The 23,661-nt window shown below is 62.0% G+C and carries 22 protein-coding genes; 17 read left to right on the top strand and 5 right to left on the bottom strand.

The genetic code is table 11. The features are described 5' to 3' along the window. Positions 1 to 74: 74 nt before the first annotated feature. The gene (locus B0919_RS19370) at positions 75 to 848 is read right to left on the bottom strand and encodes an S-adenosyl-l-methionine hydroxide adenosyltransferase family protein (protein WP_078013938.1); all 774 of its coding nucleotides are present in this window, start codon (positions 846 to 848) and stop codon (positions 75 to 77) included. A 145-nt stretch (positions 849 to 993) separates the two neighbouring features. Here B0919_RS19370 and B0919_RS19365 point away from each other — a divergent pair, with 145 nt between their 5' ends. From B0919_RS19365 to B0919_RS19305, 13 genes are all read left to right on the top strand, one after another. Continuing rightward, positions 994 to 2,070, top strand: a complete 1,077-nt coding sequence (locus B0919_RS19365; RefSeq protein ID WP_078013937.1) for a PhoH family protein — start codon at positions 994 to 996, stop codon at positions 2,068 to 2,070. A gap of 122 nt (positions 2,071 to 2,192) precedes the next feature. Further along, positions 2,193 to 2,669 carry a GNAT family N-acetyltransferase gene (locus B0919_RS19360; RefSeq protein WP_317043901.1) on the top strand — a complete coding sequence of 159 codons (477 nt, stop codon included), beginning with the start codon at positions 2,193 to 2,195 and terminating at the stop codon, positions 2,667 to 2,669. Between the two features lie 574 nt (positions 2,670 to 3,243). Further along, positions 3,244 to 5,520: a ComEC/Rec2 family competence protein gene (locus B0919_RS19355; RefSeq protein ID WP_078013936.1), complete on the top strand. Its 2,277-nt coding sequence runs from the start codon at positions 3,244 to 3,246 to the stop codon at positions 5,518 to 5,520. Between the two features lie 218 nt (positions 5,521 to 5,738). After that, positions 5,739 to 6,548 carry an enoyl-CoA hydratase/isomerase family protein gene (locus tag B0919_RS19350; protein ID WP_078013935.1) on the top strand — a complete coding sequence of 270 codons (810 nt, stop codon included), beginning with the start codon at positions 5,739 to 5,741 and terminating at the stop codon, positions 6,546 to 6,548. A gap of 272 nt (positions 6,549 to 6,820) precedes the next feature. Next, positions 6,821 to 7,315 carry a sterol desaturase family protein gene (locus B0919_RS19345; RefSeq protein ID WP_078013934.1) on the top strand — a complete coding sequence of 165 codons (495 nt, stop codon included), beginning with the start codon at positions 6,821 to 6,823 and terminating at the stop codon, positions 7,313 to 7,315. Between the two features lie 32 nt (positions 7,316 to 7,347). Beyond that, positions 7,348 to 8,253 (top strand): MerR family transcriptional regulator, encoded by a 906-nt coding sequence (locus B0919_RS19340; protein ID WP_139362264.1) that lies wholly within the window; start codon positions 7,348 to 7,350, stop codon positions 8,251 to 8,253. Positions 8,254 to 8,504: 251 nt separating this feature from the next. Beyond that, positions 8,505 to 9,020, top strand: coding sequence for an RNA polymerase sigma factor (locus B0919_RS19335; protein ID WP_078013932.1), 516 nt, complete (start codon positions 8,505 to 8,507; stop codon positions 9,018 to 9,020). 294 nt (positions 9,021 to 9,314) lie between these two features. Continuing rightward, positions 9,315 to 10,814, top strand: a complete 1,500-nt coding sequence (locus B0919_RS19330; RefSeq protein ID WP_254846620.1) for a phytoene desaturase family protein — start codon at positions 9,315 to 9,317, stop codon at positions 10,812 to 10,814. Between the two features lie 88 nt (positions 10,815 to 10,902). Next, complete coding sequence (locus B0919_RS19325; protein WP_078013931.1) at positions 10,903 to 11,784, top strand: phytoene/squalene synthase family protein; 882 nt, start codon at positions 10,903 to 10,905, stop codon at positions 11,782 to 11,784. A gap of 63 nt (positions 11,785 to 11,847) precedes the next feature. Further along, positions 11,848 to 12,339, top strand: a complete 492-nt coding sequence (locus B0919_RS19320; RefSeq protein ID WP_139362263.1) for a hypothetical protein — start codon at positions 11,848 to 11,850, stop codon at positions 12,337 to 12,339. 101 nt (positions 12,340 to 12,440) lie between these two features. Next, on the top strand, positions 12,441 to 13,301 hold the full coding sequence (locus B0919_RS19315; RefSeq protein ID WP_078013929.1) for a 4-hydroxy-3-methylbut-2-enyl diphosphate reductase: 861 nt from the start codon (positions 12,441 to 12,443) through the stop codon (positions 13,299 to 13,301). Positions 13,302 to 13,429: 128 nt separating this feature from the next. After that, on the top strand, positions 13,430 to 14,098 hold the full coding sequence (locus B0919_RS19310; RefSeq protein ID WP_217701048.1) for a fatty acid desaturase: 669 nt from the start codon (positions 13,430 to 13,432) through the stop codon (positions 14,096 to 14,098). A gap of 292 nt (positions 14,099 to 14,390) precedes the next feature. Beyond that, entirely contained in the window at positions 14,391 to 16,289 is a 1,899-nt protein-coding gene (locus B0919_RS19305) for a sensor histidine kinase (RefSeq protein ID WP_139362262.1), read from the top strand. A gap of 2 nt (positions 16,290 to 16,291) precedes the next feature. Here B0919_RS19305 and B0919_RS19300 read toward each other — a convergent pair whose 3' ends face one another. Beyond that, positions 16,292 to 17,032 (bottom strand): LytR/AlgR family response regulator transcription factor, encoded by a 741-nt coding sequence (locus tag B0919_RS19300; protein ID WP_078013927.1) that lies wholly within the window; start codon positions 17,030 to 17,032, stop codon positions 16,292 to 16,294. Between the two features lie 257 nt (positions 17,033 to 17,289). On the opposite strand from B0919_RS19300, the gene B0919_RS19295 reads away from it, so the two are divergent. Further along, positions 17,290 to 17,826: a hypothetical protein gene (locus tag B0919_RS19295; RefSeq protein ID WP_078013926.1), complete on the top strand. Its 537-nt coding sequence runs from the start codon at positions 17,290 to 17,292 to the stop codon at positions 17,824 to 17,826. A 76-nt stretch (positions 17,827 to 17,902) separates the two neighbouring features. Here B0919_RS19295 and B0919_RS19290 read toward each other — a convergent pair whose 3' ends face one another. From B0919_RS19290 to B0919_RS19280, 3 genes are all read right to left on the bottom strand, one after another. After that, positions 17,903 to 18,283 carry a heavy-metal-associated domain-containing protein gene (locus B0919_RS19290; RefSeq protein ID WP_078013925.1) on the bottom strand — a complete coding sequence of 127 codons (381 nt, stop codon included), beginning with the start codon at positions 18,281 to 18,283 and terminating at the stop codon, positions 17,903 to 17,905. Positions 18,284 to 18,334: 51 nt separating this feature from the next. After that, positions 18,335 to 20,680: a TonB-dependent receptor plug domain-containing protein gene (locus B0919_RS19285; protein WP_078013924.1), complete on the bottom strand. Its 2,346-nt coding sequence runs from the start codon at positions 20,678 to 20,680 to the stop codon at positions 18,335 to 18,337. A gap of 100 nt (positions 20,681 to 20,780) precedes the next feature. After that, positions 20,781 to 21,251: a hypothetical protein gene (locus B0919_RS19280; RefSeq protein WP_139362261.1), complete on the bottom strand. Its 471-nt coding sequence runs from the start codon at positions 21,249 to 21,251 to the stop codon at positions 20,781 to 20,783. A gap of 327 nt (positions 21,252 to 21,578) precedes the next feature. Between B0919_RS19280 and mraZ the strand changes: the two genes are divergently transcribed. Genes mraZ through B0919_RS25970 form a run of 3 tightly spaced genes read left to right on the top strand, consistent with a single transcriptional unit; the run spans position 21,579 to position 23,660 of the window. Next, complete coding sequence (mraZ, locus tag B0919_RS19275; RefSeq protein ID WP_078013922.1) at positions 21,579 to 22,049, top strand: division/cell wall cluster transcriptional repressor MraZ; 471 nt, start codon at positions 21,579 to 21,581, stop codon at positions 22,047 to 22,049. Beyond that, complete coding sequence (gene rsmH, locus B0919_RS19270) at positions 22,046 to 23,008, top strand: 16S rRNA (cytosine(1402)-N(4))-methyltransferase RsmH (RefSeq protein ID WP_254846619.1); 963 nt, start codon at positions 22,046 to 22,048, stop codon at positions 23,006 to 23,008. The genes mraZ and rsmH overlap by 4 nt, the downstream gene beginning before the upstream one ends. A 7-nt stretch (positions 23,009 to 23,015) precedes the next feature. Beyond that, on the top strand, positions 23,016 to 23,660 hold the full coding sequence (locus B0919_RS25970; protein ID WP_317043900.1) for an FtsL-like putative cell division protein: 645 nt from the start codon (positions 23,016 to 23,018) through the stop codon (positions 23,658 to 23,660). Position 23,661: the final 1 nt, after the last annotated feature.

Below are 23,661 nucleotides of genomic sequence, written 5' to 3'. Positions count from 1 at the left end.
CTCACTCTCAACCAGCTTGGAGTGACGCTTTGGAAGCTGAAAAAGCCTTTCCGGGCCTAGCCAGGCCGCCGCGCTTACTCCGCGGGGAAGCGCACGTCCACTTGCGAGTCGAAGTGCATGCCGAGCAGTTCGGAGGCGTGGCCCTGGTTCACGCCGATGCACAGCTGATCCTGGCTGTTGAACACGCACACCGCGTCGCCGGGGTCGGCCGTTTGGTAGTGCTTGGCCACGCCGCGCACAGCTTCGCGGCCGAAGTGAATGGTGCACGGGCGGCCGTGGCCCACCGCCTCGATGGCGGCGCGGGTGATATTCGTAATCAGGTTGCCGTAGTGGTCCACGTGCACCACGTGGCCGGTGATGCGGTGGTCCTGCAGGCGCAGCTGGCGGTTGAGCAGCTGATACAGCTCCGTGCTCAGCGGGCCGAGGTCGGTGAGCTTGCCGCCCTTGGCCAGGTGCGCGGCGGCCGGGGCCAGCACGTCGCGGGTGGGGGAGGCGGGCCACTCGGCGGGCGTGGGCAGCACCACCAAATCGTCGGGGCGCGCATCGGTGAGCAGGGTGAGGATGCCGTTGTCAGCGGCCACGAAATGGTGGCCGCGCCAGGAGGCCGCGTGCCAGCCGCGGCGGCCCACGCCGTGGTCATCCACCCCGATGAGGTGCACCGTGCCTTCGGGGAAATCGGCGAATACGGACCCCAGCACGTGCACGGCCTGCGCCACGTTGAAGGGTTCGATGGCGTGGGTGATGTCCATGACGGGCACCGCCGGGGCCACGCGCAGCAGGCGCGCTTTCACCGCGGCCACGTAATGGTCGCGGTAGCCAAAGTCCGAAAGGAACGTTATCAGGCCCATTGGCCGTTTCTGAGAAGAATGCGTACTATTGTTTATCCCACGAGGGAGGCGGCAAAAGTAGGCATTCGGCCCGGACTGACCGCTCAGCGTGGGGGCCTCTTTTCTTCCCACCACTGCGCCTTAGGCGTTTACTCTCTCAATTAGTTTGGTCGAAAAAGTCATAACGCTCGAGAACGTGTCGCTCGTCGACTTCCTCGGGCCCGACAACCAGAATATCCGCCAGCTGGCAGCTGCCTTCCCCGGCAGCAAAATCATCTCGCGCGGCAACGAAATCAAGATTCAGGGCCAGACGGCCGTCATCCAGCGCATCAACGACATTCTCTCGTCGCTGATCGAGCACTACCACGAGTACGGACAGGTGACGGATAAAACCGTGTCGCAGTACGTGGGCGCTTCCGATGAGGAAATGCAGGATGCGCGGCTGGCCTCGTCGCCCGACGTGATTTTGTTTGGCGCCAAGGGCGGTGTCATCAAGGCCAAAACGGCCAACCAGCAGCGCCTGGTGGATGCCGTCAACAAGAACGACCTGGTGTTTGCTCTCGGGCCGGCTGGTACCGGCAAGACCTACATTTCGGTGGCTCTGGCCGTGCGTGCCCTTAAAAACAAGGAGGTCAAGAAAATCATCATCTCCCGCCCCGTGGTGGAAGCCGGCGAAAGCCTCGGCTTCTTGCCCGGCGACATGAAGGAGAAGGTGGACCCTTACCTGCGCCCGATCTACGACGCCTTGGAGGACATGCTGCCGCCCGAGAAGTTTAAGTTCTACCTGGAGAACAAAACCATCGAAATAGCCCCGCTGGCATACATGCGCGGCCGTACTCTGAACCACGCCTTTGTGCTGCTCGACGAGGCTCAGAACACCACGCCCTCGCAGTTGAAGATGTTCCTGACCCGCATGGGCCCGAACGCGAAGGTGATGGTCAACGGTGACCGGAGCCAGGTAGACTTGCCCACCAAGATCAAGTCGGGCTTGTTTCAGGCCCTGGACATCCTGCAAGGGGTGTCCGGCATTGGCTTCGTGGAAATGTCGGCCGAGGACGTAGTGCGCCACCGCCTGGTGAAGGAAATCGTGCTGGCCTACGACAAGCACGACGCCGACCAGGAGCGCGCCCAGCGCGAACGGCCCGTGCGCCCGGCCCGCTACTACCAGCCCGGCCAGCGCCCCGCCGATCAAGGCGACGACCTGCCAGCTTCGGAGCTGCCCGTCAACCACGAGCAGAGCTAAAGCACGGATACGCCTGGATTACCCGGATTTTAGCTCCGCTGACCTTCTGTTGTAGACGATTGTTGTCCGAATGATGTGGTGCCACGGCTCAAAGCTGTGGCACCACTACTTTTAAGCCGTTTTTGCTGCGCTGCCTTGCGCAGTGGCCGCTGAATAAGAAGCCCATGATTACCGCGCACCGCATTACCGATCCGCAAGAGTTGGCGGAAGCCTTTGCCATCCGCCACGAAGTATTCGTGCAGGGCCAGAACGTGCCGCCCGAAAAGGAGCACGACCAGCACGACCAGACCGATGCCGCGCACTACCTCGCCCGCACCAACGAAGGCACGCCCTGCGGCGCCGCCCGCTGGCGCGTCACCGACAACGGAGTGAAGCTGGAGCGCTTCGCCGTGCTCGAAGCCTACCGCAACCAGCAAGCGGGAGCAGCCTTGCTGCAAGCTGTGCTGCAGGACGTAGCCGCGGCCCATCCCACCGCCGAAGTGTACCTGCACGCGCAGCTGCCCGCCGTGCGTTTTTACCTGCGGCACGGCTTCGAGACGGTGGGGGAGCAGTTTACCGAAGCAGGCATCGACCACTATAAGATGCGCTGGCAGCGTTAGGTGCACTATGCAACCAAGGAAGAAGTCACTGTGGACGCTATTGCTGCTGGTACTGGGGCTGACTCAGCAAATTGCAACGGCGCAAACCAAGCCGCCCGCGCAAGCGGTGTACCGCTTGCAGGCGTCGTCCTTTGGGGGGACAACCATGAGCGCCTTAAGTACTTGGCGGCGCTTGGCTGCTGAGGCTCCACGCGACACTCTGACGCAGGCGCAGGTAGCCGTATTTCGGCAAATATTGGCGCGAGCAACGACGGGTAAGCTTCTTCAGCAAAAGTTGGGTGGCCGTTTTTGCCCATTTGAACTTCAGGTACAGAATCAGCGGCTAGCGGTATTGGTAGAAGAAAGTAGGGCTGATTATGTACTCGTGTATGACCGGCCCGGCAAAACCATGGCTCCCGGTCATTATTATTCGATACAGTCGCTGCAGGATCGGCAGATGCTACACCAACTTAGCCGACGATAATAGACCGTTTGAGCACGGGCCTTGCCTGGGCAGGTAAAAATTCCTAACTCGTCAGCTCCTGCTTCGGCAGCGGTTACGAGTTAGGAATTCCTTTTTCAGGTCGATCTACTAATGGCTATCCGGACCACTGCTATTCCGTGGGCAACGCACCCGGCGGTGCGCCTTATTCTAGCCCTGATTGCGGGCATTGTTATTTGGTTTTACGCCGGTGCCGGACTGCCGGAACTGCTGCCGTGGCTGGCCGGGGCAGTGCTGCTGTACCTGGCGGCGCACTTATTGACTCAGCGCCTACACTCACCCGGCCTAACGGACGCCGTCGGGGTATTCGGGCTCTTGGTGGTAGTCCTGGCCGGGCTGACCACGGCTCAGCATGCCACCGAAAGCCGACGGCCCGACCACTTGTACCAACAGCCCGGCATCGAGTTCTACCGCGCCGTGGTGGACGATTACCCCGTAGCGCGCCCCAACACGTACGCCACCACGCTACGTGTGTCGGCAGTGCGGGTGCGCGGGCAGTGGCGCCCGGCACGGGGCGGCATTCGGGTGTCCATCCCCCGGTACGAAGCCGCCGTGGCTGCGCCTCATTACGGCGAAATCTGGCTGGTGCGCGGCGCCCCGGCCCCGGCCAAAGCCCCGCTGAACCCCGGTGAGTTCGACTACCGCCGCTACCTGAGCTACCACCAGATTTATCACCAGCAATTCATTCACCCGGATCAGTACCGGGTACTCGATACCATTCCGCCCAATCCGGTGCGGGCCTGGAGCATGCGGGCCGCGCGGGTGCTCGATGGCGTGTTTCGGCGCTACGTCACGGCCAAGCGCGAGTACGCCATTGCCGATGCCTTGGTGCTCGGGCTGAAAGACGACGTGGACGAGGACACCAAGCTGGCTTACGCCAGCACCGGCACCACGCACATCATGGCCGTGTCGGGTTTGCAGGTGGGCTTGCTGTTTGCTGTGCTGCAACTGGTGCTGCAGCGGTTCTTCGGCCATACCCGCGGCTTTCGGTATTGGTCGGCGGCCGTGGGGCTGCTGGTTATCTGGGCCTACGCTTTCCTCACCGGCTTGTCGGCCTCGGTGCTGCGGGCGGCGGTGATGTTCAGCTTCGTGGCGGTGGCCCGGGCCGTGGGGCGGCAGAGCAACATGTACAACACGCTCTCGGTGGCCGCTTTCTGCCTGCTGCTCTACGACCCGTACCTGCTCGTCGACGTGGGCTTTCAGCTCTCCTTCCTGGCGGTGCTCAGCATTGTGTATCTGCAACCGTTGATCGGCGGAAAAATCGACGCGCAGGAGTGGATGGCCAAGAAGAAGCGGCCGTGGCAGTCGAAGCGGCAGCAGAAGCTCCTGTTTGCCGTCGGCTGGTCGCTCGACGCTGTTTGGCAGGCCGTGGCGCTGTCCTTGGCCGCGCAGGTGGCCACGTTTCCGCTGGGCTTATTCTACTTCCACCAGTTCCCGCTGAATTTCCTGCTTTCCAATCTGATAGCCGTGCCCATTTCGTCGGTGGCTTTGTACGTAGGGCTGCTGCTGCAAGCGGTAGCACTGCCCGTGGAGTGGCTCACGGATCATTCGGGCTGGCAGTGGCTGTTGTGGATTCCCAAAGGCATCGGTATGGTGTTTCAGGGCCTGATCTGGTGCTTCAACGAGTACATCATCCTCGTCGGCAAGTCCTTGCCCGGCGCTTTGGTGCAGGAAATTCACCTCACACCTGGCCAAACCTGGCTGCTCTACCTGCTGATTGCCGTGCTGCTGGCGTTTCTGGCGTGGCGGCGCCTGGCCTGGCTGGGGGCCGCCGTAGCCGTGGTGGCCGGGTTTGCCGTTAGCCGCGTGGCCGAGGCCCGGCAAGTAGCCACCGATCAGCGCCTGATTATCTACAGCATTCCGCGCCGCTCGGCGGTGGGGCTGCACGACGGCGCCTCGGCCCTGGTGATGACGCCCGATTCTTTGCCGCTCAACAATACCGAGCGCACGTACCGCGTGCTGCCCGGCCTGATTGGGCGCGGCAACCGGCAGGTGCGCTACGTAGCCGGCTGGGACGCCCGCGCAGCAGCCGTCGAAGCGTTGCCTAATCGTGGCCCGGTACTGCTGAGCTGGCACGGGCGCCGCGTAGCCTGGGTGAGCCAGCGGCTGTGGGAAGGGCAGCAGCCCGTGCCCGTCGACGTGGTGGTGCTGCGCCGCAATGCCCGCGTGTGGCCCGAGCAGCTGCGCGCTACGTTTGGGCCCCGGGCCGTGGTCGTGTTTGACTCGTCGTGCCGCCGCTGGTACGTGGAGCAACTCACGCCCGAGCTGCAGGCCGCCGGCCTGCGCGTGCACGACGTGACCATGCAAGGCGCCTGGGTCGAGCAGATTAGAGCCCGCGCAGGCAACTTGCAACTGGCTTTTAACGAGTAAGCTAGTGCGGCGAGGCGTCCAAAGTCGCGCCGGCTTCGTACATTCTGCAAACCTGGCTCTTCCGCGACCCTATGGTTTTGTTGTCGCATCATTTTTGTTAGGTTTGATTGCGCCCTATTCGGGCAGCTGCCGCGCACCGGGTCGTTCCGACTCCATTTCTCCGGCCGGGAGAACAACGCGCCGCCGCAGCCCTCCACCACACCACCACGCAACGACTCATGGAAGACATGGCTACCCAGGAGCTAGAAGCGTTACAGTACATTCGCTACGAAGCCAATGACGCCATTGGCTGCATCACGCTCAATCGTCCTGAAAAACGCAACGCCCTGAGTTCGGAGCTGGTATCCGAACTCAAGCAAGCTTTCGAGTACGCCGAAAACGACCCGCTGTGCAAAGTGGTCGTACTGCGTGCCGAAGGCCCGGCCTTCTGCGCCGGCGCCGATCTGGCCTACATTCAGGAGCTGCAAGGCTTTGGTTACAACGATAACCTGGCCGACTCCACGCACCTGATGCAGCTGTTTCACCAGATTTACACCCTCAAGAAAATCGTCATTGCGCAGGTGCAGGGCCACGCCCTGGCCGGCGGCTGCGGGCTGGCCACCGTCTGCGACTTCGCCTTTGCCGTGCCCGAGGCGCGCTTTGGTTACACCGAAGTCAAAATCGGCTTCCTGCCCGCCATCGTGAGCGTATTTCTGCTGCGCAAAATCGGGGAGGCCCGCACCAAGCAGCTGCTGCTCACCGGCGACGTGTTTTCGGCCGATAAAGCTGCCGCCTACGGGCTCATCAACGAAGTAGTATTTGCCGACGAGCTGGCCGAGCACGTGTACCAGTTCGCGCGGCGGCTGTGCATCGAAAACTCGGGGCAGAGCATGGAAGTCACCAAGGAAATGCTGGCCCGCATGCCGGAGCTTCCGCTGGAAGAAAGCCTGCGCTACGCCGCCCGGCTCAACGCCGAGGCCCGCAGCACGGAGGATTGCCAACGGGGCATTGCGGCCTTCCTGAACAAAGAGCCAATTGCCTGGAATTAAGCAGGTATAGGCTAGTGGCAGCGCCCAGTCAGGCGGATTATTCCGCTCGGCTGGGCGCTGTTGGTTTTGGTCCGGCCCACTGGCTGGCAGAAGTTCTCAGCAAAGCGGAGGCCCGTTATTCAGCCCGCAACAAGCGGAAAAGAATGCCGCAAGGGCGAGCTGCGCACATCCATTTACGGCCCCACGCGCGTATCTTTCGTGTTAAACCCATCTATAATTCCTTGTCGGGCTTGGTTTTGCAAACATCCGGGCCCGCTACTGGTTAGCACACCATGACACTTCTGGCCGGTGTCGCCCTCGCGGGGCTGACGTTTTTGGGGATGGAATTCGTGGCGTGGTTCATGCACCGCTTCGTGCTGCACGGGCCGCTGTGGTTTGTGCACCGTTCGCACCACGTCCGCCACCCGCACCGCTTCGAGCGCAACGACCTGTCGTTTGTCTTCTACGGCGCCATTTCGGTGCTGCTGATGGTGTACGGCGGGCCTGCGAAGGACTGGCGCTACTGGGTAGGAGCGGGCATTGCTGCCTACGGCACGCTCTACTTCTTTATCCACGACGTGCTGATTCATCGGCGGCTGCCCTTCTGGAAGCGCACCCGTAGTGCCTATCTGCGTGCTCTGAACATGGCCCACAAAATGCACCACAAGACCACCGGCCGCGACGGCAGCCAGGAATTCGGGTTGTTGTGGGTGTCACCCAAGTATTTCATGCTGGCCCGACAAAAGCAAGCCGCCGCCGATGCGCGTCGGAACTTGCCGACGGCGTAGCTTATTCTCACCTTTTAGTACCGCTTACCCTCGTGGGACAGTTCTCGATAAAAGATCTGGAAAGCCTGTCCGGCATCAAGGCGCACACCATCCGGATGTGGGAGCAACGCTACGGCGTGCTCTGCCCTGAACGCACCGCCACCAACATCCGCACTTACTGCGACGCCGACTTGCGCCGCCTGCTCAACGTGGCTACCCTCTGCGAGCGGGGTCAGCGCATTTCGCAGGTGGCCAGCCTTTCGGAGCAGGAGCTGTGCCGGGCCGTGGCTGCCTGCTGCGACGACCCCCACCAGTTTAACCCGCAAATCACCGCCCTGCTCACCGCCACCCTCGATATGGACGAGGCCCGCCTAAGCTGCGTGTTGTCGCGCGCTGGGGAGGAAATCGGGTTCGAGTCCACGGTAATGAATATCGTATACCCCTTCCTGTACCGGGTGGGGGTGCTGTGGCAAACCGGGAGCCTCAACCCGGCCCAGGAGCACCTGGCCACGCACTTGCTGCGGCAGAAGCTGCTGGCCGCCGTCGATGCGCTGCCCGTCAGCGAGAGTGAGCACGCCCCGCGCTGGGTGCTCTTCCTGCCCGAAGGCGAATTGCACGAGTTGGCGCTCCTTTTCATGAACTACCTGCTGCGGGTGCGCGGCCACCGCGTGCTGTACCTGGGGCAGAACCTGCCCGTGTGCGAGCTGGCCAAGGTGTGCACGCACTACAAGCCCCAACACGTGGCTACGGTGCTCACCACCGTGCCCGAACGTGACCAGCTGCCGCAGTTCCTGGCCAAGCTCGCCAGCCTGTGCCCCGATTTGGACTTCGTGCTCTATGGTCCGCTCGTGCACCAGCCGGAGTTGGAGCTGCCGCCGCGTTTCAAGCGTATAGAGCGCATGACTGGCGTTATCGAGTTAGCCGATCAGTTGAGCCCGGCCCAATCCGTGGAAGCCTGATCAATTGATCGGTTCAGGCACTGTTGAGCTAGTGCCTGAACAATAGGTTTTTACGTGTAAAGAAGGCTGCCGCTAGGCCCTAATTAGCCTGATAAAGCTCGTGCAGAGGTTTGTCGGAGGAATCGGCCGGTTTACCGACGAATTAGGGGGCTTGAGCGAAAGCCGGCAAATAAAGTTGGCCACCGCCGTATGCTTACAAAGTAGTTTCGTATGTTTGTTTAGCTTTTGGTCACAAAACGTTAAACAGGCGTATGACTTCCCTGGAATTTACCGACCAAGTACAGAAGATTTCCTACTCGCTTCGGCCCGCGGCCATGAACCTGACCCGCGACGCCGATGATGCCAAGGACTTGGTGCAAGAAACACTGCTGAAGGCCCTGCTGAACAAAGAGAAGTTCAAGGCGGGGACCAACCTGAAGGCGTGGCTCTACACCATAATGCGCAACACGTTTATCAACAATTACAATAAGATAACGAAGCGCAACAGCCACATTGACACCACTGAGTACTTCCAGTACTTCAACACCGACGAGAACTACATCACCCACAACGGCGCCCAGTCTGACTTCGTCGTAGGCGACATCAACGAGGCCATTGCCCACCTCGGGCACGAGTACCGGACGCCGTTTATGATGTACTACATCGGCTACAAGTACCAGGAAATTGCAGAGAAGCTGCAGATTCCGATTGGTACCGTCAAGAACCGCATTCACATTGCCCGCAAAGAGCTGAAAGACGCTCTGAAGGTCTACGCACCCGGCGCGTAGGGGGAAGGAGTAACCGAGCCGGATGCGTGCACGGGCCGCAAGCTGCAACCTCAAAGAGGCCGTGGCTTGCGGCCTTTTTGTTGCCCGCGCAACCTACGGTTAAGCTCCTGGGCTTAGGATGAAAACACGCTTTCCTCGTGTCACCGCTTTTGATTCACGTATTTTGGCTGCGCTGATTCGAATGGCCATTAAGGAAATTAATGTGTAATCGTACTAAGTAAATGCCTTTTTTGCGCAACAAAGTCACTGCCTAATCGGTAGCTGATTACCACCCATGTTAGTCCGTACTGCTACTTGAGCTCCGCCGCTACTGCTCCTAAAGTCATTGTTATCGGTGCCGGATTTGCCGGGCTTGCCGCCGCTGCCTGCCTGGCGCAGCGCGGGTACCGCGTCACGTTGCTCGAAAAAAACGAAGGCCCGGGGGGGCGCGCCCGCATGTTCCGGGCACAGGGCTTTACCTTCGATATGGGTCCGAGCTGGTACTGGATGCCCGATGTGTTTGAGCAGTTCTTTGCTCGCTTTGGGTATAAGGTCAGCGACTTCTACGAGTTGGTGCGGCTCGACCCCTCGTACCAGATCATCTTCGGTCCCAACGACACGCTGCCCGTGCCCGCCGAGCGGCAGGCTCTGCGCGACATGTTTGAGCGGCTGGAGCCCGGCGCCGGCCGCCGCCTCGACGATTTTCTGGCTCAGGCCGGCTACAAGTACGAAGTGGGCATGGGCAAGTTCGTGACCAAGCCGGGCCGCTCGGTGCGGGAGTTTGCCGATCCGCGCCTGTTGGTAGACGCCGTGCGCCTGGATCTGCTGTCGAACATGGACCGCCACGTACGGCGCTACTTCCAGCACCCCAAGCTGGTGGAGCTGATGGAGTTTCCGGTGCTGTTTCTCGGCGCCACTCCTCAGAACACGCCCGCGCTGTACGCCCTCATGAACTACGCCGACCTGGCCCTGGGCACCTGGTACCCGATGGGCGGCATGCACAAGATTGTGGAAGCCATGGTGCGCGTAGCCGAGGCGCAAGGCGTCCGCATCGAGTACGATCAGGAGGTGCAGGAAATCCAAGTAGCTAATGGACAGGCTACCGGTGTGCTCACCTCGCAGGGCCTGCACGAAGCCGACATTGTGGTAGCCGGTGCCGATTACCACCACGTGGAGCAGCACCTGCTGGCGCCCGAACACCGCCACTACTCGCCTAAGTATTGGGATACGCGCACCATGGCGCCGTCGTCCTTGCTGTACTACGTAGGGCTGAAGGAGAAGCTGCGCAATGTGGAGCACCACAACCTGTTCTTCGACGAGGACTTCAACCGGCACGCCCACGAGATATACGAAGCCCCGGCTTGGCCCACCAAGCCGCTGTTCTACGCCAGCGTGCCTAGCGCGACGGACCCTACCGTGGCCCCGGCCGGACAGGAAAACCTGTTTCTGCTCATTCCCGTGGCCCCGGGCCTTTCCGGCGACGACGACACGATCCGGCAGCGCTACTACGACATGGTGATGACGCGCCTGGAGCGCCACACCGGCCAGCCCGTACGCGACCTGGTAGTATACCAGCGCAGCTATGCGCACCGCGAATTCGTAGAAGATTACCACGCCTTCAAAGGCAATGCCTACGGCCTGGCCAATACCCTGCGCCAGACGGCTATTCTTAAGCCCACGCTCAAAAGCCCCAAAATCAACAACCTCTACTTTACCGGGCAGCTTACCGTGCCCGGCCCGGGGGTACCGCCCTCCCTGATTTCGGGGCAGATAGTGGCCAAGGAAGTAGAAAAGGAGTTTCCGGTTTTTGCCTGACAATAAGTAACTTATTGGCCGCTGTGCGGGGTGCCGCCCGTCGGTAGCCTGCCTCGTTTGCCCGTCATTCCCACCACAACCACACCGTATGGCCACCCTGTCGCCCCCCGTTTCGTCGCCGCCCGTGGTGGACCACGTGGCTCTGTTCGACCGCGCCAGCCTGGCTTGCAGCAAGCTCATCACGCAGCGCTACAGCACCTCGTTTACGCTCGGCATCCGCACCCTCGACCCGCGCTTTCACGAGGCCATTTACGCCGTGTATGGGTTTGTGCGCTGGGCCGATGAGATTGTGGATACCTTTCACGACCGGGACAAAGCCGCCCTGCTGCGAGAGTTTCGGGACGAAACCTACCGCGCCATTGAGGAGCAGTTCAGCATGAACCCCGTGCTGCACGCCTTCCAGCTGGCCGTGCACCGCTACGGCATCGACCGGGAGTTCATCGAGGCCTTTCTGCGCAGCATGGCCATGGATCTGGAGGACCTCTGCTACGACGAGCCGCTCTATAATGAGTACATCTACGGCTCGGCGGAGGTAGTGGGGCTGATGTGCCTGCGTGTATTTTGCGAGGGGGACGACGCCCAGTTTGAACAGCTGCGCCACCCGGCGCGCCGCCTCGGGGCTGCGTTTCAGAAAATCAATTTCCTGCGCGACCTGCGTTCCGATTTCGAGGACCGGGGCCGCGTGTACTTCCCGGGCCTGCGCTACGAATGCTTTGACGACGACGCCAAGCGCGCCATTGAGGAAGACATCCGCGCCGATTTTGAGGCCGGTTACGAAGGTATCTGCCAGCTGCCGCGCACGGCCCGCCTGGGCGTATACCTCGCCTACGTGTACTACCTCAAGCTTTTCGACAAAATCCGGCAGGCACCGGCGCAGCGTATTCTGGCTGGGCGGGTGCGCGTGCCTGACAACACGAAACTCTTGCTGCTCGTGGGCTCGTATTTCCGTTACCGGCTGCGGGCCATCTAAACCGTGCCGCCAGCCCCGCCCGTGAAATCACCGCTCAGCCTTCTGCTCACCAGTATCGCCACCGTGTCCGTTTCCGACGCCCATACGACGCCCTACGCGCTGCCCAAGCTGCGCCAGCACTACCGCCAAGCCGCTGCCGACGAAGCTGCCAGCCGCCGCTTCTACGAGCTGATGAACGCCTACACCGAGCGCGACGCCGTGGTACTGGCCTACAAAGCCGCTTCGGAAGCCATCATGGCCAAGCACACCGGCGGGCTGTTTGACAAGCTCGACCGGGTGAAATCGGCCAGCCGACAGTTCGACCACGCCGTGCAGCTCAACCCCCGAAACCCCGAAATCCGCTTCCTGCGCTTCAGCATCGAAAGCAACCTGCCGGGTTTTCTGGGCGCCAGCAAGCACGTGGACGAAGACCGGGAAATGCTGACTACCACCTTGTTGCAGCACCCAAAATCCGGGCTCGACGCGGAATCATTTCGAGTCGTGCGCGACTTTATGTTAACGCACGAACACGTGCGTGGGCCCCAGGCCGCGCAGCTGCGCCAACTCCCGGAATAGGTGTTTATAAGCCTATCTAAGACCAAATTGGTCTGATTATGTACTTTTTAACGGCGGTTTGCCGCAACCATCCGTCCGGTTCACCGGTTACCGAGCCAGTTATGCCGCTCAACCTCAGCGTCCGCATTGATCCGCATTCCGGCTTCTGCTTCGGGGTGATCTACGCCATCCAGATGGCCGAAGACATCCTCGACGAGCAGGGATACTTGTATTGCCTTGGCGACATCGTGCACAACGATGAGGAGGTCGAGCGCCTCGAAAAGCGTGGCCTGCGCATCATTGATTACGATACGCTGGCCGGGCTGCGTGGCGAGAAAGTGCTCATCCGGGCGCACGGCGAGCCGCCGAGCACCTACCAGATGGCCCTGCAGAACAACCTGACGCTGATCGACGCCTCGTGCCCAGTGGTGCTGAAGCTGCAGAACCGCATCAAAACCAGCTACGACCGGCAGGATAAGATTTTCATCTACGGCAAGCACGGCCACGCCGAGGTGCGTGGCCTGCTCGGCCAGACCCGCGGCGACGCTGTCGTGTTCGAAAGCCTCGACGAGCTGCTGCGTCACGAACTGCCGGCCAACATCACGCTCTACAGCCAGACCACCAAGAGCACCGACTCGTTTTACCGCATCAAAGGCGAGTTGGAAGGGCGCGGCTACCAGGTGGCGGCCAACGACACGATTTGCCGGCAGGTATCGAACCGCGACCAGGAGCTACGCCGTTTCGCCGCCGAGTACGATCAGGTCGTATTCGTGTCGGGTACGAAAAGCTCCAACGGCAAGGTGCTCTACCAGGCCTGCAAGGAAACCAACCCCAATACTCACTTCATTTCCAAGGTGGAAGAGCTGTGTTCGTCGTGGTTTGAGGCCGGGCAGTCAGTGGGCATCTGCGGCGCCACCAGCACGCCCATGTGGCTGATGGAGGACGTCCGCGATGCGTTGATGCGGCTCTCGAGTAGTAAGTGAAAGCGGCGTAAATGAGGGAAACGATGCACATCCGCGCGGGCGAAGGGCTACACCAGCCAGCGGTTGCGCACGCTCAGCTTCCGACGGTTCGCGTAAAGCCGGCTCCGTTGGGCTACAAGGGTGTTGGCATGGCCCTGCTGATTCTGGCTTGCTGGGCTGGACTGCTGGTGTATCTATTAGCCTTTTACCAGCCCCGCTGGAACACGCCGTGGCCCTATCTGCTGCTGCTAGTGCAAACCCACCTCTACACGGGCCTGTTTATCACCGCTCATGATGCAATGCACGGCGTGGTGAGTGCCAACAAACGGCTGAACAACGCCATCGGTACCCTGACTGCGCTGCTGTTTGCCTTCAATTGGTACCCACGCCTGCTGCCCCGGCACCACGCGCACCACCGCCACGTAGCTACCGACGACGACCCGGACTTTCACGACGGGCAGCACCAGGGCTTTGGCCCGTGGCTGCTGCGTTTCGCCCGCAACTACATCACGTGGTGGCAAATGCTGCTGATGGCCGTCACCTTCAACGTGCTGAAGTACTTTTTTCCGACGCCGCAGGTAATAGCCTTCTGGATGGTGCCAGCTGTTCTTGCTACAGTCCAATTATTTTATTTTGGCACATACTTACCGCACCGTGGGGAGCATGCCGTGGACAATGTGCATAAGTCACATAGTCAGCTGCCATATCACATTTGGGCTTTCATAAGTTGTTATTTTTTCGGATATCATTACGAACATCATGACCAGCCGTATTTGCCGTGGTGGCGGCTTTGGCGGGCCAAAGCTTCAGAAGCATAAAAAACGAATAGCCAAGTGAGGGGGCTTTCCTAAATTTTTTCCTATTTTTAGCTAGGAAAAAATAGACCCGGGACCAAGGCCACCGCTCACTTTGCTTTCAACTCTGCCGTTACTGTTCTGTCCCTTCCAGCTTCGTCGGTCTTCGCGGCGGTGGCTGGCAGCGGTCGTGCTGCTGACGGTGGCGACCAAGGTGCTGGGTAGTCCGCCGCACTCCAGCGACGAGGAGGTAGGCCTACCGGGGACCTTGCGCTATGCGCCGCTCCCGCCGGTCTTGCCTAACCCGGCCGAAACATTGCGCGTCGCAAAACGGGAACTGCAGTTAGCCACCGACAACGCTCCGGCGCGGGCCGCCTTGGCGCACACCCGCCTGGCAACGGTACTGCTGAATCTGCAGCGCTACGACCAGGCTCTCGTTCATTCGCGACAGGCGCTGCAGCTCTTCCAACGCACCGGCAATGCCCTTGGTACGGCCGGAGCCTGGGAATTGCTCGGGCGTATCCGCTTTGCGCAGGGCGACACCGGGCACGCCCGCCTGAGCTACATGGAAGCGCTGCGCCGCTTTGACCATCTACCCGACAAAAGCGCGCAGGCGCACCTGTACGAACATTTCGCTGACCTGTATGCCAGCCAGCGCGCGTGGCCGCAGGCTATGATGGCCTATCAGCGTGCTTACGGGCTGTGGCAGCAACTGGGCAACGCCCGCAGCGCGGCCATTACGCTGCACGCCATCGGGCGGATGCACCTGGAGCAGCGCCACTTCAGCCGTGCCATCTATTACCTGCGGTTGAGCATGGAAAAGGCCGCCGCGTTGCATGACAGCGTGGCCGTGGCTTATGCGCTGCACAGCGCGGGCGAAGTGTACGCCACGGTGGGCAACCAGGAAGTGGCGCTCGGCTATTACACCCGGGCGCTGGGGCAGCTTCCCCGCCGCCAAGCACCGCAGGATTTGCAGGTGACTTTGTTTCAATCGGTAGCCGCCGGCAATTTGGCCGTTGGCAACTCCGCCACGGCCGAGCGTTACCTGCTGCGGGCCCTGCCCCTGGCCCGGCAAAACCCGAGCAAGGGCCGGCTCAGCGAGCTATACCACAGCCTGGCGGAGCTGTACCGCCAGCGGGGCGACAACACGGCGGCCCTGGCCGCTCTCACCCGCTTCGTGGGGCTGCAGGACAGCGTACACGCCCAGCAGCGCGCCGCCCAGGTGGCCGAGCTGCGTACGCGTTACGAAACGGAGAAGAAAGAGCGGGAAATTCAGCTGCTGAACAAGAAGCGCGAAGTGCAGGAAGCCAACCTGCGTCGTCAGAAGCTGGCGCGCAACGTGCTGGGCGTGGGGGCCTTGCTGCTGCTGCTGGCCGTGGGCGCACTGTACCGGGGGCGCAAAGAGCAGCTGCGGATTAACCTGCTACTGGAGCGCAAAAACGCGGCTATCAGCCGTCAAAAGGAGCAACTGGATCAGCTCAACCGCACCAAGGACACGCTGTTCTCGGTGATTTCGCACGATTTGCGCAGTCCCTTAAGCTCGCTGTATTCCCTGCTGACGCTGCTTTCGCTCGGTTCCCTGCCGCCTGAGAAGCTGGCGGCGCACTCCGACCGCCTCACCCGTACCCTCGACACGACGCTGCGCCTGCTCGACAACATGCTCAACTGGGCCGCTACCCAGATGCAGGGTGGCGGACCGCGCCCCGAGGTGTTTCGCCTTGATGCCGTGGCCGAAGAGTGCCTGGCCCTGCTGCTCGGCGACGCCGAACGTAAGCACATCATGGTGCTGAATCACCTGCGGGAGCCGCACGCCGCCCGGGCCGACCTGAACATGACGCGCCTGGTACTACGCAACCTGCTCTCGAACGCCATCAAATTCACGCCGAGCGGTGGGACTGTCACCATTTCGGCGCAGCGACAAGGCAAGTGGTGGGATGTGGCCGTGCGCGACACGGGCGTGGGCATTGCACCAGCCGACTACGATAAGATTTTCGGTGAGGCCGGGCATCATACCACGCTGGGTACCGCTCGCGAAAAAGGCACCGGCCTGGGGCTGCGCCTGTGCAAGGACTTCGTGGAGCACAACGGCGGCCAGCTGAGCTTTACCAGCCAGCAGGGGCAGGGCTCCACGTTCCGGTTTACCATTCTGGCGGCCGAGCCTTACGGGGTGGTGCCTGAGCCGGACCACGAAGTCGTAAGCCGGCCCGCGCGGTAAGTCTAATGTTGCCGCCGGATAAGCGCTTTGTTGACAATGCGCTCCGTCACCTGGTCGCGGTAGGTCTGCCCGAGCGGTAAGGCCCGCCCCCCGACGCGCACTTCCTGGCTGCTGACCGAGTCGATCCGCGCGGCGTTGACGAGGTAGGAGCGGTGCGTGCGCACAAACATGCCCGCGGGCAGCTGCTCTTCCAGGTTCTTGAGGTTCACCAGGGTCAGGTGGGTGCGCCCGTCCACGGTGTTGATTTTGGTGAAGTCCTTCAACGCCTCGATGTAGAGGACTTCGCGGTAGTGCAGGCGCACGAACTGCGAATCGGTGCGGATGAAGAACGAGCCCCAGCCGGAAAGCACGTCATCGGCCCCCATGGGCACGGCTGGCTGGCTGGCGCGCAGCAGCCCCGCTACTTTGTTGACGGCTTTGAGGAAACGGTCCAGCGAAATGGGCTTCAACAGAAAGTCGCACACGTCGAGGTTGAAGCCCTCCATGGCGTACTGCGGAAAGGCCGTCATCAGCACCACCAGGGGCGGCTCGTGCAAGGAGCGCACCAGGTCCAACCCCGAAAGGTGGGGCATGGTGACGTCGGAAAAAAGCACCTGCACCGGATTGTCGAGCAGGTAGCGGTGGGCCTCCAGCGGGTCAGTGAAGGTTGCTTTCACGTCCAGCACATCGGTCATTGCTACATAGGCCTGTAGCAGATCCAATACGAGCGGGTCGTCGTCGAGAAGCAAACAAGAAATCTTCATGACCAGGGTGAAATCGAGAATGGGGGTGAATATACAAACTAGTGCGTTACGACAATTAGTTGGGATGGGAAGAAAGCTACGTTAAGCTACTTAAATCCCATGTTGGTCTACTAACGGCCGGAGTTTGTTCAATTTTGGAATCCAGGAAATGACTGTCTTGCCCTTTTCATCGTAGCAGGACTGATGAAAGGTTGGGCATTCGGTTGACTGCCTGGAATTTGTGCTGCGCCTCCGCCTTCACTTACAATGTTTATGCCATGGCCCCGCTTGCCGTTCGCACCGGGCCGCCCGTTGTGCTGGGGGTAGCCCTCACCATTGCGCGCCACGAGCGTGTGCGCCTTGGTAGCGTGCGCACCCTCAGGCTGCAAATTGGCCCGTCGCTTGACCTGATCTACCTGGCAGAAGTAAATCTGCCGGGCAACCTGAGCTGTCTGGCCCCGCTGACGGAGCCCAACGTGGTGGCGCTGACGCTGCGCGCCGCCCGGCTGGAATTGCTGCCGGATGAATCGGAGGGCTCCGGGAAAATGTCCAACCTTAAGGCATTGGGCAGCGGCCAGTGTTTTCTGACCACGCAGAATCGGAAGGTGCTCGTGGCTGCCTTCGCGGAGGCCCATGTGCAGCCCCACGTGGTGCACATGACCGTGGAAAACCAGGTAAACCTGCTGGAATACCTGCGCACCGATTGGTTTACGCTGGAGCTTTCCGGCACACACCGGTGCCGCCTGACGCGGGCCCTGCCCTTGCGCCTCGAACTGGAGTTCGATATGCAGCGACTAGGGGCGGCCGCGGCGTAGCTGCTCCGCGGAAGTCCATTACGCACGAAGGCCGGACCGATACTACCGGTCCGGCCTTCGTATGCCTGGGAGCAAGTTAGTTGGCGTGGATGCCGTTGGTCTTCTTGCAGCAATCGGGCAGCCGGTCATAGGCCTTAGCGTTGGCCATCTGTTGGTCGGCGTCGTAGCCGGTGGCGGACACGGCGGCGCGCAGAGCGTCGGGCGTGGTTTTATCGGCCCGGAACACCACCGTCATGACTTGCGTGGGCACATCGAGGGTAGCCGACTGCACGCCTTTCTCGTAAGCCAGGGACTTTTCGAGCCGGGCCTTGCACATGTCGCACACGGCCGAGGTTTTGATTTGCACTTGCTCGGTGCCGGGCTTGAGCTTGGTTTTGGCCGGGGCAGTCTGCGCATTAGCAGCCGAGGCGAAGAATACGGCCAACAGGCCGAAGCAGAGGGAGCGGAAGGATTTCATGCGGAAGAAAAGAAGCAAAGTGAAGAGCGGCAAGCCGCATCAAATCAATAACTATTCCAATCGGAAGCGCAGGCCGGCGTAGGTCAAACGTCCGTAAATGGGCCCCCAGTTCATGGCCGCATCGAAGTTGGGGCCAAAAGGCTGGTCGGCCGCTTCGATGGGGTTGCGCTGACGGTAGTTGGTCAGGTTTTCCACGCCCACGTACACGTCGAAGCGCTTGAAGGCCCGGGTCAGCTGCGCGTTCAGCGTGGCGTAGCGCGGCGAGTAGAGCACTTTGGCAGTACCGGTGCCCGCATCGTGCTGGTGCATCAGGCCGGGCGCGTAGGGCCGCTGACCGTACCATTGGGCGGTCAGGTCGGCGCGCCACTTGTCGTAGGCACTGGCGTAGCTCAGGTTGGCAAAAAGGCGGTGCTGGGGTGTCAGCGGCTTGGCCAGCAGCTCCGTGCCGTAGGTGGTTTTCACGTCCAGCCACTTATAGGCCGCCTTGGCCTGCAGGCCCTTGGCCGGTTCTACCTGCACCTCCGCCTGGAAGCTGCGCGAGTAGGAGCGGCCACCCGGCGCCAGGTTGCTGATCAGCAGCAACGAAGGCAGGGAGTACGGGTCGGCCACCACCTGGTTCTGGAAAATAGTGTGGTAGTAATCGGCCACGAAGGTAGCCTGCCGGCCTGCCACGGTGAAGTACTGCGAAAACGAACCGCCCACGTTCCAGGCTTTTTCCGGCTGTAGGTCCGAGGCAATACTGAACGGGCGGCTGCTCACCAGCATACCGGCGTTTTCGGCAATGGGATTGGCCACGCGGTAGCCGCGGCCAGCGGCCAAGCGCAGCACCGTGCTCTGCGTCGCGTCGACCTTCACGTTCAGGCGCGGCGTCAGAAACCAGCCGTAGAGGTTGTGGTAATCGGCGCGGGCGCCGGCCACCACGGTCAGGTTCTTGGAGTTCTGGTAGGTGTACTCGGCGAAGGTCCCGGGCACCCGCTCAGTGCGGGCCCGCAGACTGCGCTGCTGCTCCTGCGCGGCCGTTTCGCCGGGCCGGAAGCCGTTGCGCAGGTACTCCTGGTAGTCGTCGTAGAGGTAGCTGGCGCCGAGGCGGTACACGTGCGCCGTGTTGCCGATGGCACTCTGAAACAGCAGCGTGGCCAGGCCGGTGCGCTGGGTTCCGTTGTACTGCCGCTGCGGGCGGAAGTGGCCGGCGTGGTCCGGGTCGTGGCTGTAGTCGAAGCTCAGGCCGTAGGTGCTGGCTCCGTAGCTCGAGTTAAAATCGTGGCTGGTGCCCGACACGAGCAGGCCCAGGCTCTGGTAAGGCTTGGTAGGCCAGGTGTACGACGTCTTGCCGTAGGCCGTGTAGCGCGTGGTTTGCTGCGTGATGCCGTAATACGGGTTGCTGGCGTCGTTTTCGCGGAAGCCCATTTGCCCGCCCTGCCGGGTCTCGCGCAGGGCACCCACGCCCACTTCGCTCACCACGGCCTCGCCCGACTTGTACTTCCACTTGTTCAGCACATTGTACTGGGTGGCCAGCGGTAGGTCGAGGAAGCCGTCTTTGTTGCGGTCGACGCGGCCCGCGAGGTGGTCGGCGTGCAGCAGCAGGGCTGTGCTCCACTTCGGGCTCAGGCGAGCCGAGGTGTTCAGGTTCAGGTCGAATTTGCCGAAGTCGTTGACGTAGGCGTTGAAAAGGAGCCGATCCGTCTTTTCAGGCTCCTTCAGGCGCACGTTCACTTGCCCCGAAATCGACTCGTAGCCGTTCACCACCGAGCCCATGCCCTTGATGATATCGATGCTCTCAATCCAGGGCCCGGCCAGGTAATTGAGTCGGTAAGGGGAGGAGAGGCCCCGCAGCGCGGGCAGGTTGTCCACCGTCAGCAGCGAGTAAGAGCCGTCGAGGCCCAGCAGCTGAATCTGCTTGGCGCCGGAGGCCGCATCGGTGGTTGTCACTTCCACCGAGGCGTTGGTCTCGAAGCTCTCGGCCAGGTTGCAGCAGGCCGACTTGGTCAGGTCGCGGCTGCTGATAACCTGGGTGTGGGTGGGCGTGAGCGAGGAGTAGCTCGGCGCACGGTCGGTGATGACTACCTCCTGCAACTCGGCATTGGCCTTCAAAGGCACGCGCACGAAGGGGCCGGCTTGCACCGTATCGGCGCGGTAGCCTAGCGCATTGATGATGAGCAGGTTGGTGGTAGCCTTGGCCGAGTAAGGCAGCACGAACAGGCCCCACTCGTCGGTGGTAGCGGCTTGGTCGGTGCCGAGCCAGCGCACGATGGCACCGGGCAGCGCGGCGCGCGAGGCGCCGTCGGTAACTTCGCCCCGCACAGGGGCCGGAGCGGTTTGGGCGAAAGCCGCCGGCGCGGCCCCGAGCAAGAGCAGGGGCATGGCACGCAGGGCGTGGCTTCGCGAAGAAGCAGGCATGAGGTCAGAAAGTTAGGTTCTTCCGAGCAGTTGAGAGCTAGCACGAGCTAGCAGGGCCGCGCTGACGAATCAGGTGCCCAATGCGAGAAAGAAGCCTACTCTAGACAATGAGCGTGCACACAAAAGTCAGCAGCGCCCGGCCAGCGCGGGGTGGGGGCGAGGCATCGGCGGCGTGCAGTACCCGCTGGCCCACAACGGCGGGTGCGGTTACGGGCATCGGCCACTCGGGCGTAGTCGGTAGCACGGCCAACAGGGCCGGCACGGGCACCTTGCCCCAGCCCAGGTCATGCGCCGAGGCATCTACCTTGTGGTGATGCGCGCTGAAGGCGCAGCAGCCGTCCTGTAGGGTGGCCTTTTTCAGCACCGCTGGCAGGGCGCAACCGGCTTTGGGAGCCGCGGCGGCCATAGCCTCGGGCGCGCAGCCGTGGTGGGGCATGAGCACCACCGCTCGCTGCGTCTGTCCGCTCACGTGGCAGGTATGCTGCTGCACCGTGAGGCCCACCGAGGCGGTGAGCACCAGCAGAGCCAGCCATAAGCTAGTGAGGCGCAGAAGTAACGAGCGTTGTGACACAGCACAAAAGTACACACGAATGCCCCGCCATTGGTTCAGATAACGTACCGGCACGTGCAAAATTCAGCTGGCTTGGCGTGCGCTTACTCGCGCAGCACAAAGGAGCTGGTAAACTCAGCCATTGCCGAAGGCTGCCAAAATGGCAACGGTGGTTTGCATTTACCACTTTCTACCCCGCTTCTGAAAGGCATCCAACAAAAAGTGCCTTTGCGCGTTGAAATGGGCGTTTCTGCTGGTGGTAGAAAATGGTAAAAGGTGGTGGCCTTTTGGAGGGGCTTGCGTACTTTTGCTTACCGACCCTGCGCCCGCACCTAATCAGCCCTTCCCATGCACCTGCTCTCCGGCGAATACGAATGCAAGCTTGACCCGAAAGGGCGGCTTGTGTTGCCGGCCAAGGTAAAGGGCAACCTGCCCGAGCCGTCGGGCAACCAGCTGGTGCTGGTGCGCGGCTTCGAGCCTTGCCTGGTGCTTTACCCGCGCTCGGCTTGGCAGGTGATTCACGAGAAGGTAATGGCGCTGGACGAGTTCAACGAGGAGTACCGGCAGTTTCAGCGCAACTTCTTCCGCGGCATGACGGAGGTGGAGTTCGACAACATCGGGCGCTTCGGGTTGCCGGGCTCGATGCGGCGCTACGCCGGCATCGAGAAGGAAGCCATCATCGTGGGCCTCGGCAACCGCTGCGAAATCTGGGACCCGGACCGCTACGACGAATACCTGATCAAAGACCAGCAGAGCTTCTCCAAGCTCGCCCAAAAATTCCTCACCGAAACTCCGCCCGCCGGCGGCCTCGCTGCATGAGCATGGACACCCCCAACGCCACGTACCACCGCCCCGTGATGCTGCAGGAGTGCCTTGATGGGCTCGACCTGCGCCCCGACGGCCGCTACGTCGACGTGACCTTTGGCGGCGGCGGGCACTCTTGGGCTATTCTGGAGCAGCTGGGTCCGCAGGGCCGCTTGTACTCCTTTGACCAGGACGCCGACGCCGAACGACAGGCGCAGGTGCTGCTGCAGGGTCCCCGCGGCGACCGGTTTACCTTTATCCGCTCCAACTTCGGCGACTTGCAGCGCGCTTTGGAAGAGCACGGCGCCGGCCAGGTGGATGGCCTGCTGGCCGATTTGGGCGTGTCGAGCTACCAGTTCGATACCCCGGAGCGCGGCTTCAGCACCCGCTTCGATGGGCCGCTGGACATGCGCATGAACCCCGAGGACGGCCCCACGGCCGCCGACGTGGTCAACCAGTACTCAGAGGCCGAGCTGCACCGCATCTTCGGCATGTACGGCGAGGTGCAGAACGCCCGCACCCTGGCCAGGGCCGTGGTGCAGGCCCGCGGCAGCCGCGGCCTTGCCACCATCGCCGACCTCAAGAAAGCCATTGCCAGCTGCACCCCGCGCGGCAAGGAAAATAAGTACCTGGCGCAGGTCTTTCAGGCCCTGCGCATCGAAGTAAACAACGAGCTGGCCGTGCTGCAGGCCATGCTGGAGCAGTGCGCGCAGGTGCTGCGGCCCGGCGGGCGGCTGGTGGTGATGAGCTACCACTCGCTGGAAGACCGGCTGGTGAAGAATTATCTGGCGGCGGGCAAGTTCTTCGGCGAGGCCGACAAGGACCTGTACGGCAACCCCCAGAAGCCCTTCGAAGTGCTGACGCGCAAGCCCATTACCGCGTCGGAGGAAGAACTGCAGCTGAACAACCGGGCGCGGAGCGCTAAATTGCGGGTTGGAAGCCGCAACGAGTTTCCGCTAAAACCTAAGTCCTGACCTGTCCGTGGCCGTAAACACCGCTCGTCCGCCCGCCGCGCAGCCGCGCCAGAATACGCCGCGCGAAATCGTGCCGCCCCCGGCGCCCGAGCCGGCGCGCCCGGTGGAAGCGGACGACGCACCGGAGCCCGAACGCGCCCCCCGGCCCGAGCGGAAAGCGCGTCGGCAATCGACCTGGAGCATTTTCTCCCTGGTAGAGCGCGTGCTCAACGTCGACGGCCTGTTCCGCGACGGCGTACCCGTGCGCTTTCTGCCGCACACGCTGTTCGTGATGTTTTTGATTCTGCTCTACATCGGCAACACGCACTACGCGACCCGCATGAACCGCAGCATCCAGAAGCTCAAGACCGAAACCGAAGACCTGCGGGCCGACTACACCACGCTCAAGGCCGACTACATGGAGGCCAGCAAGCAAAGCGAGGTGGCCCGCCGCGTGGCTGCCTACGGGCTGGTGGAAAGCTCCTCGCCGCCCTTCCGCATCACGGTGCCAGCCGGCGGCCTCGACGAGGCCGAACTGGACCAAGCCCCCGTGCTCACCGCCGACTCTATTGCGGCCCGGGCCGTGCGCGACTCGCTGGCCGCCGCCGGCGCCAACCCGGTTATTACGCCGTCGACCACTCCCGAAACGCCCGCCGAGGCCGAGCAACACTAGC

Source organism: Hymenobacter sp. CRA2, from assembly GCF_002007105.1.
Classification (GTDB): domain Bacteria; phylum Bacteroidota; class Bacteroidia; order Cytophagales; family Hymenobacteraceae; genus Solirubrum.
The sequence above is the reverse complement of the archived record's forward strand: the minus strand, read 5'-3'. Positions and strand labels throughout refer to the sequence as shown.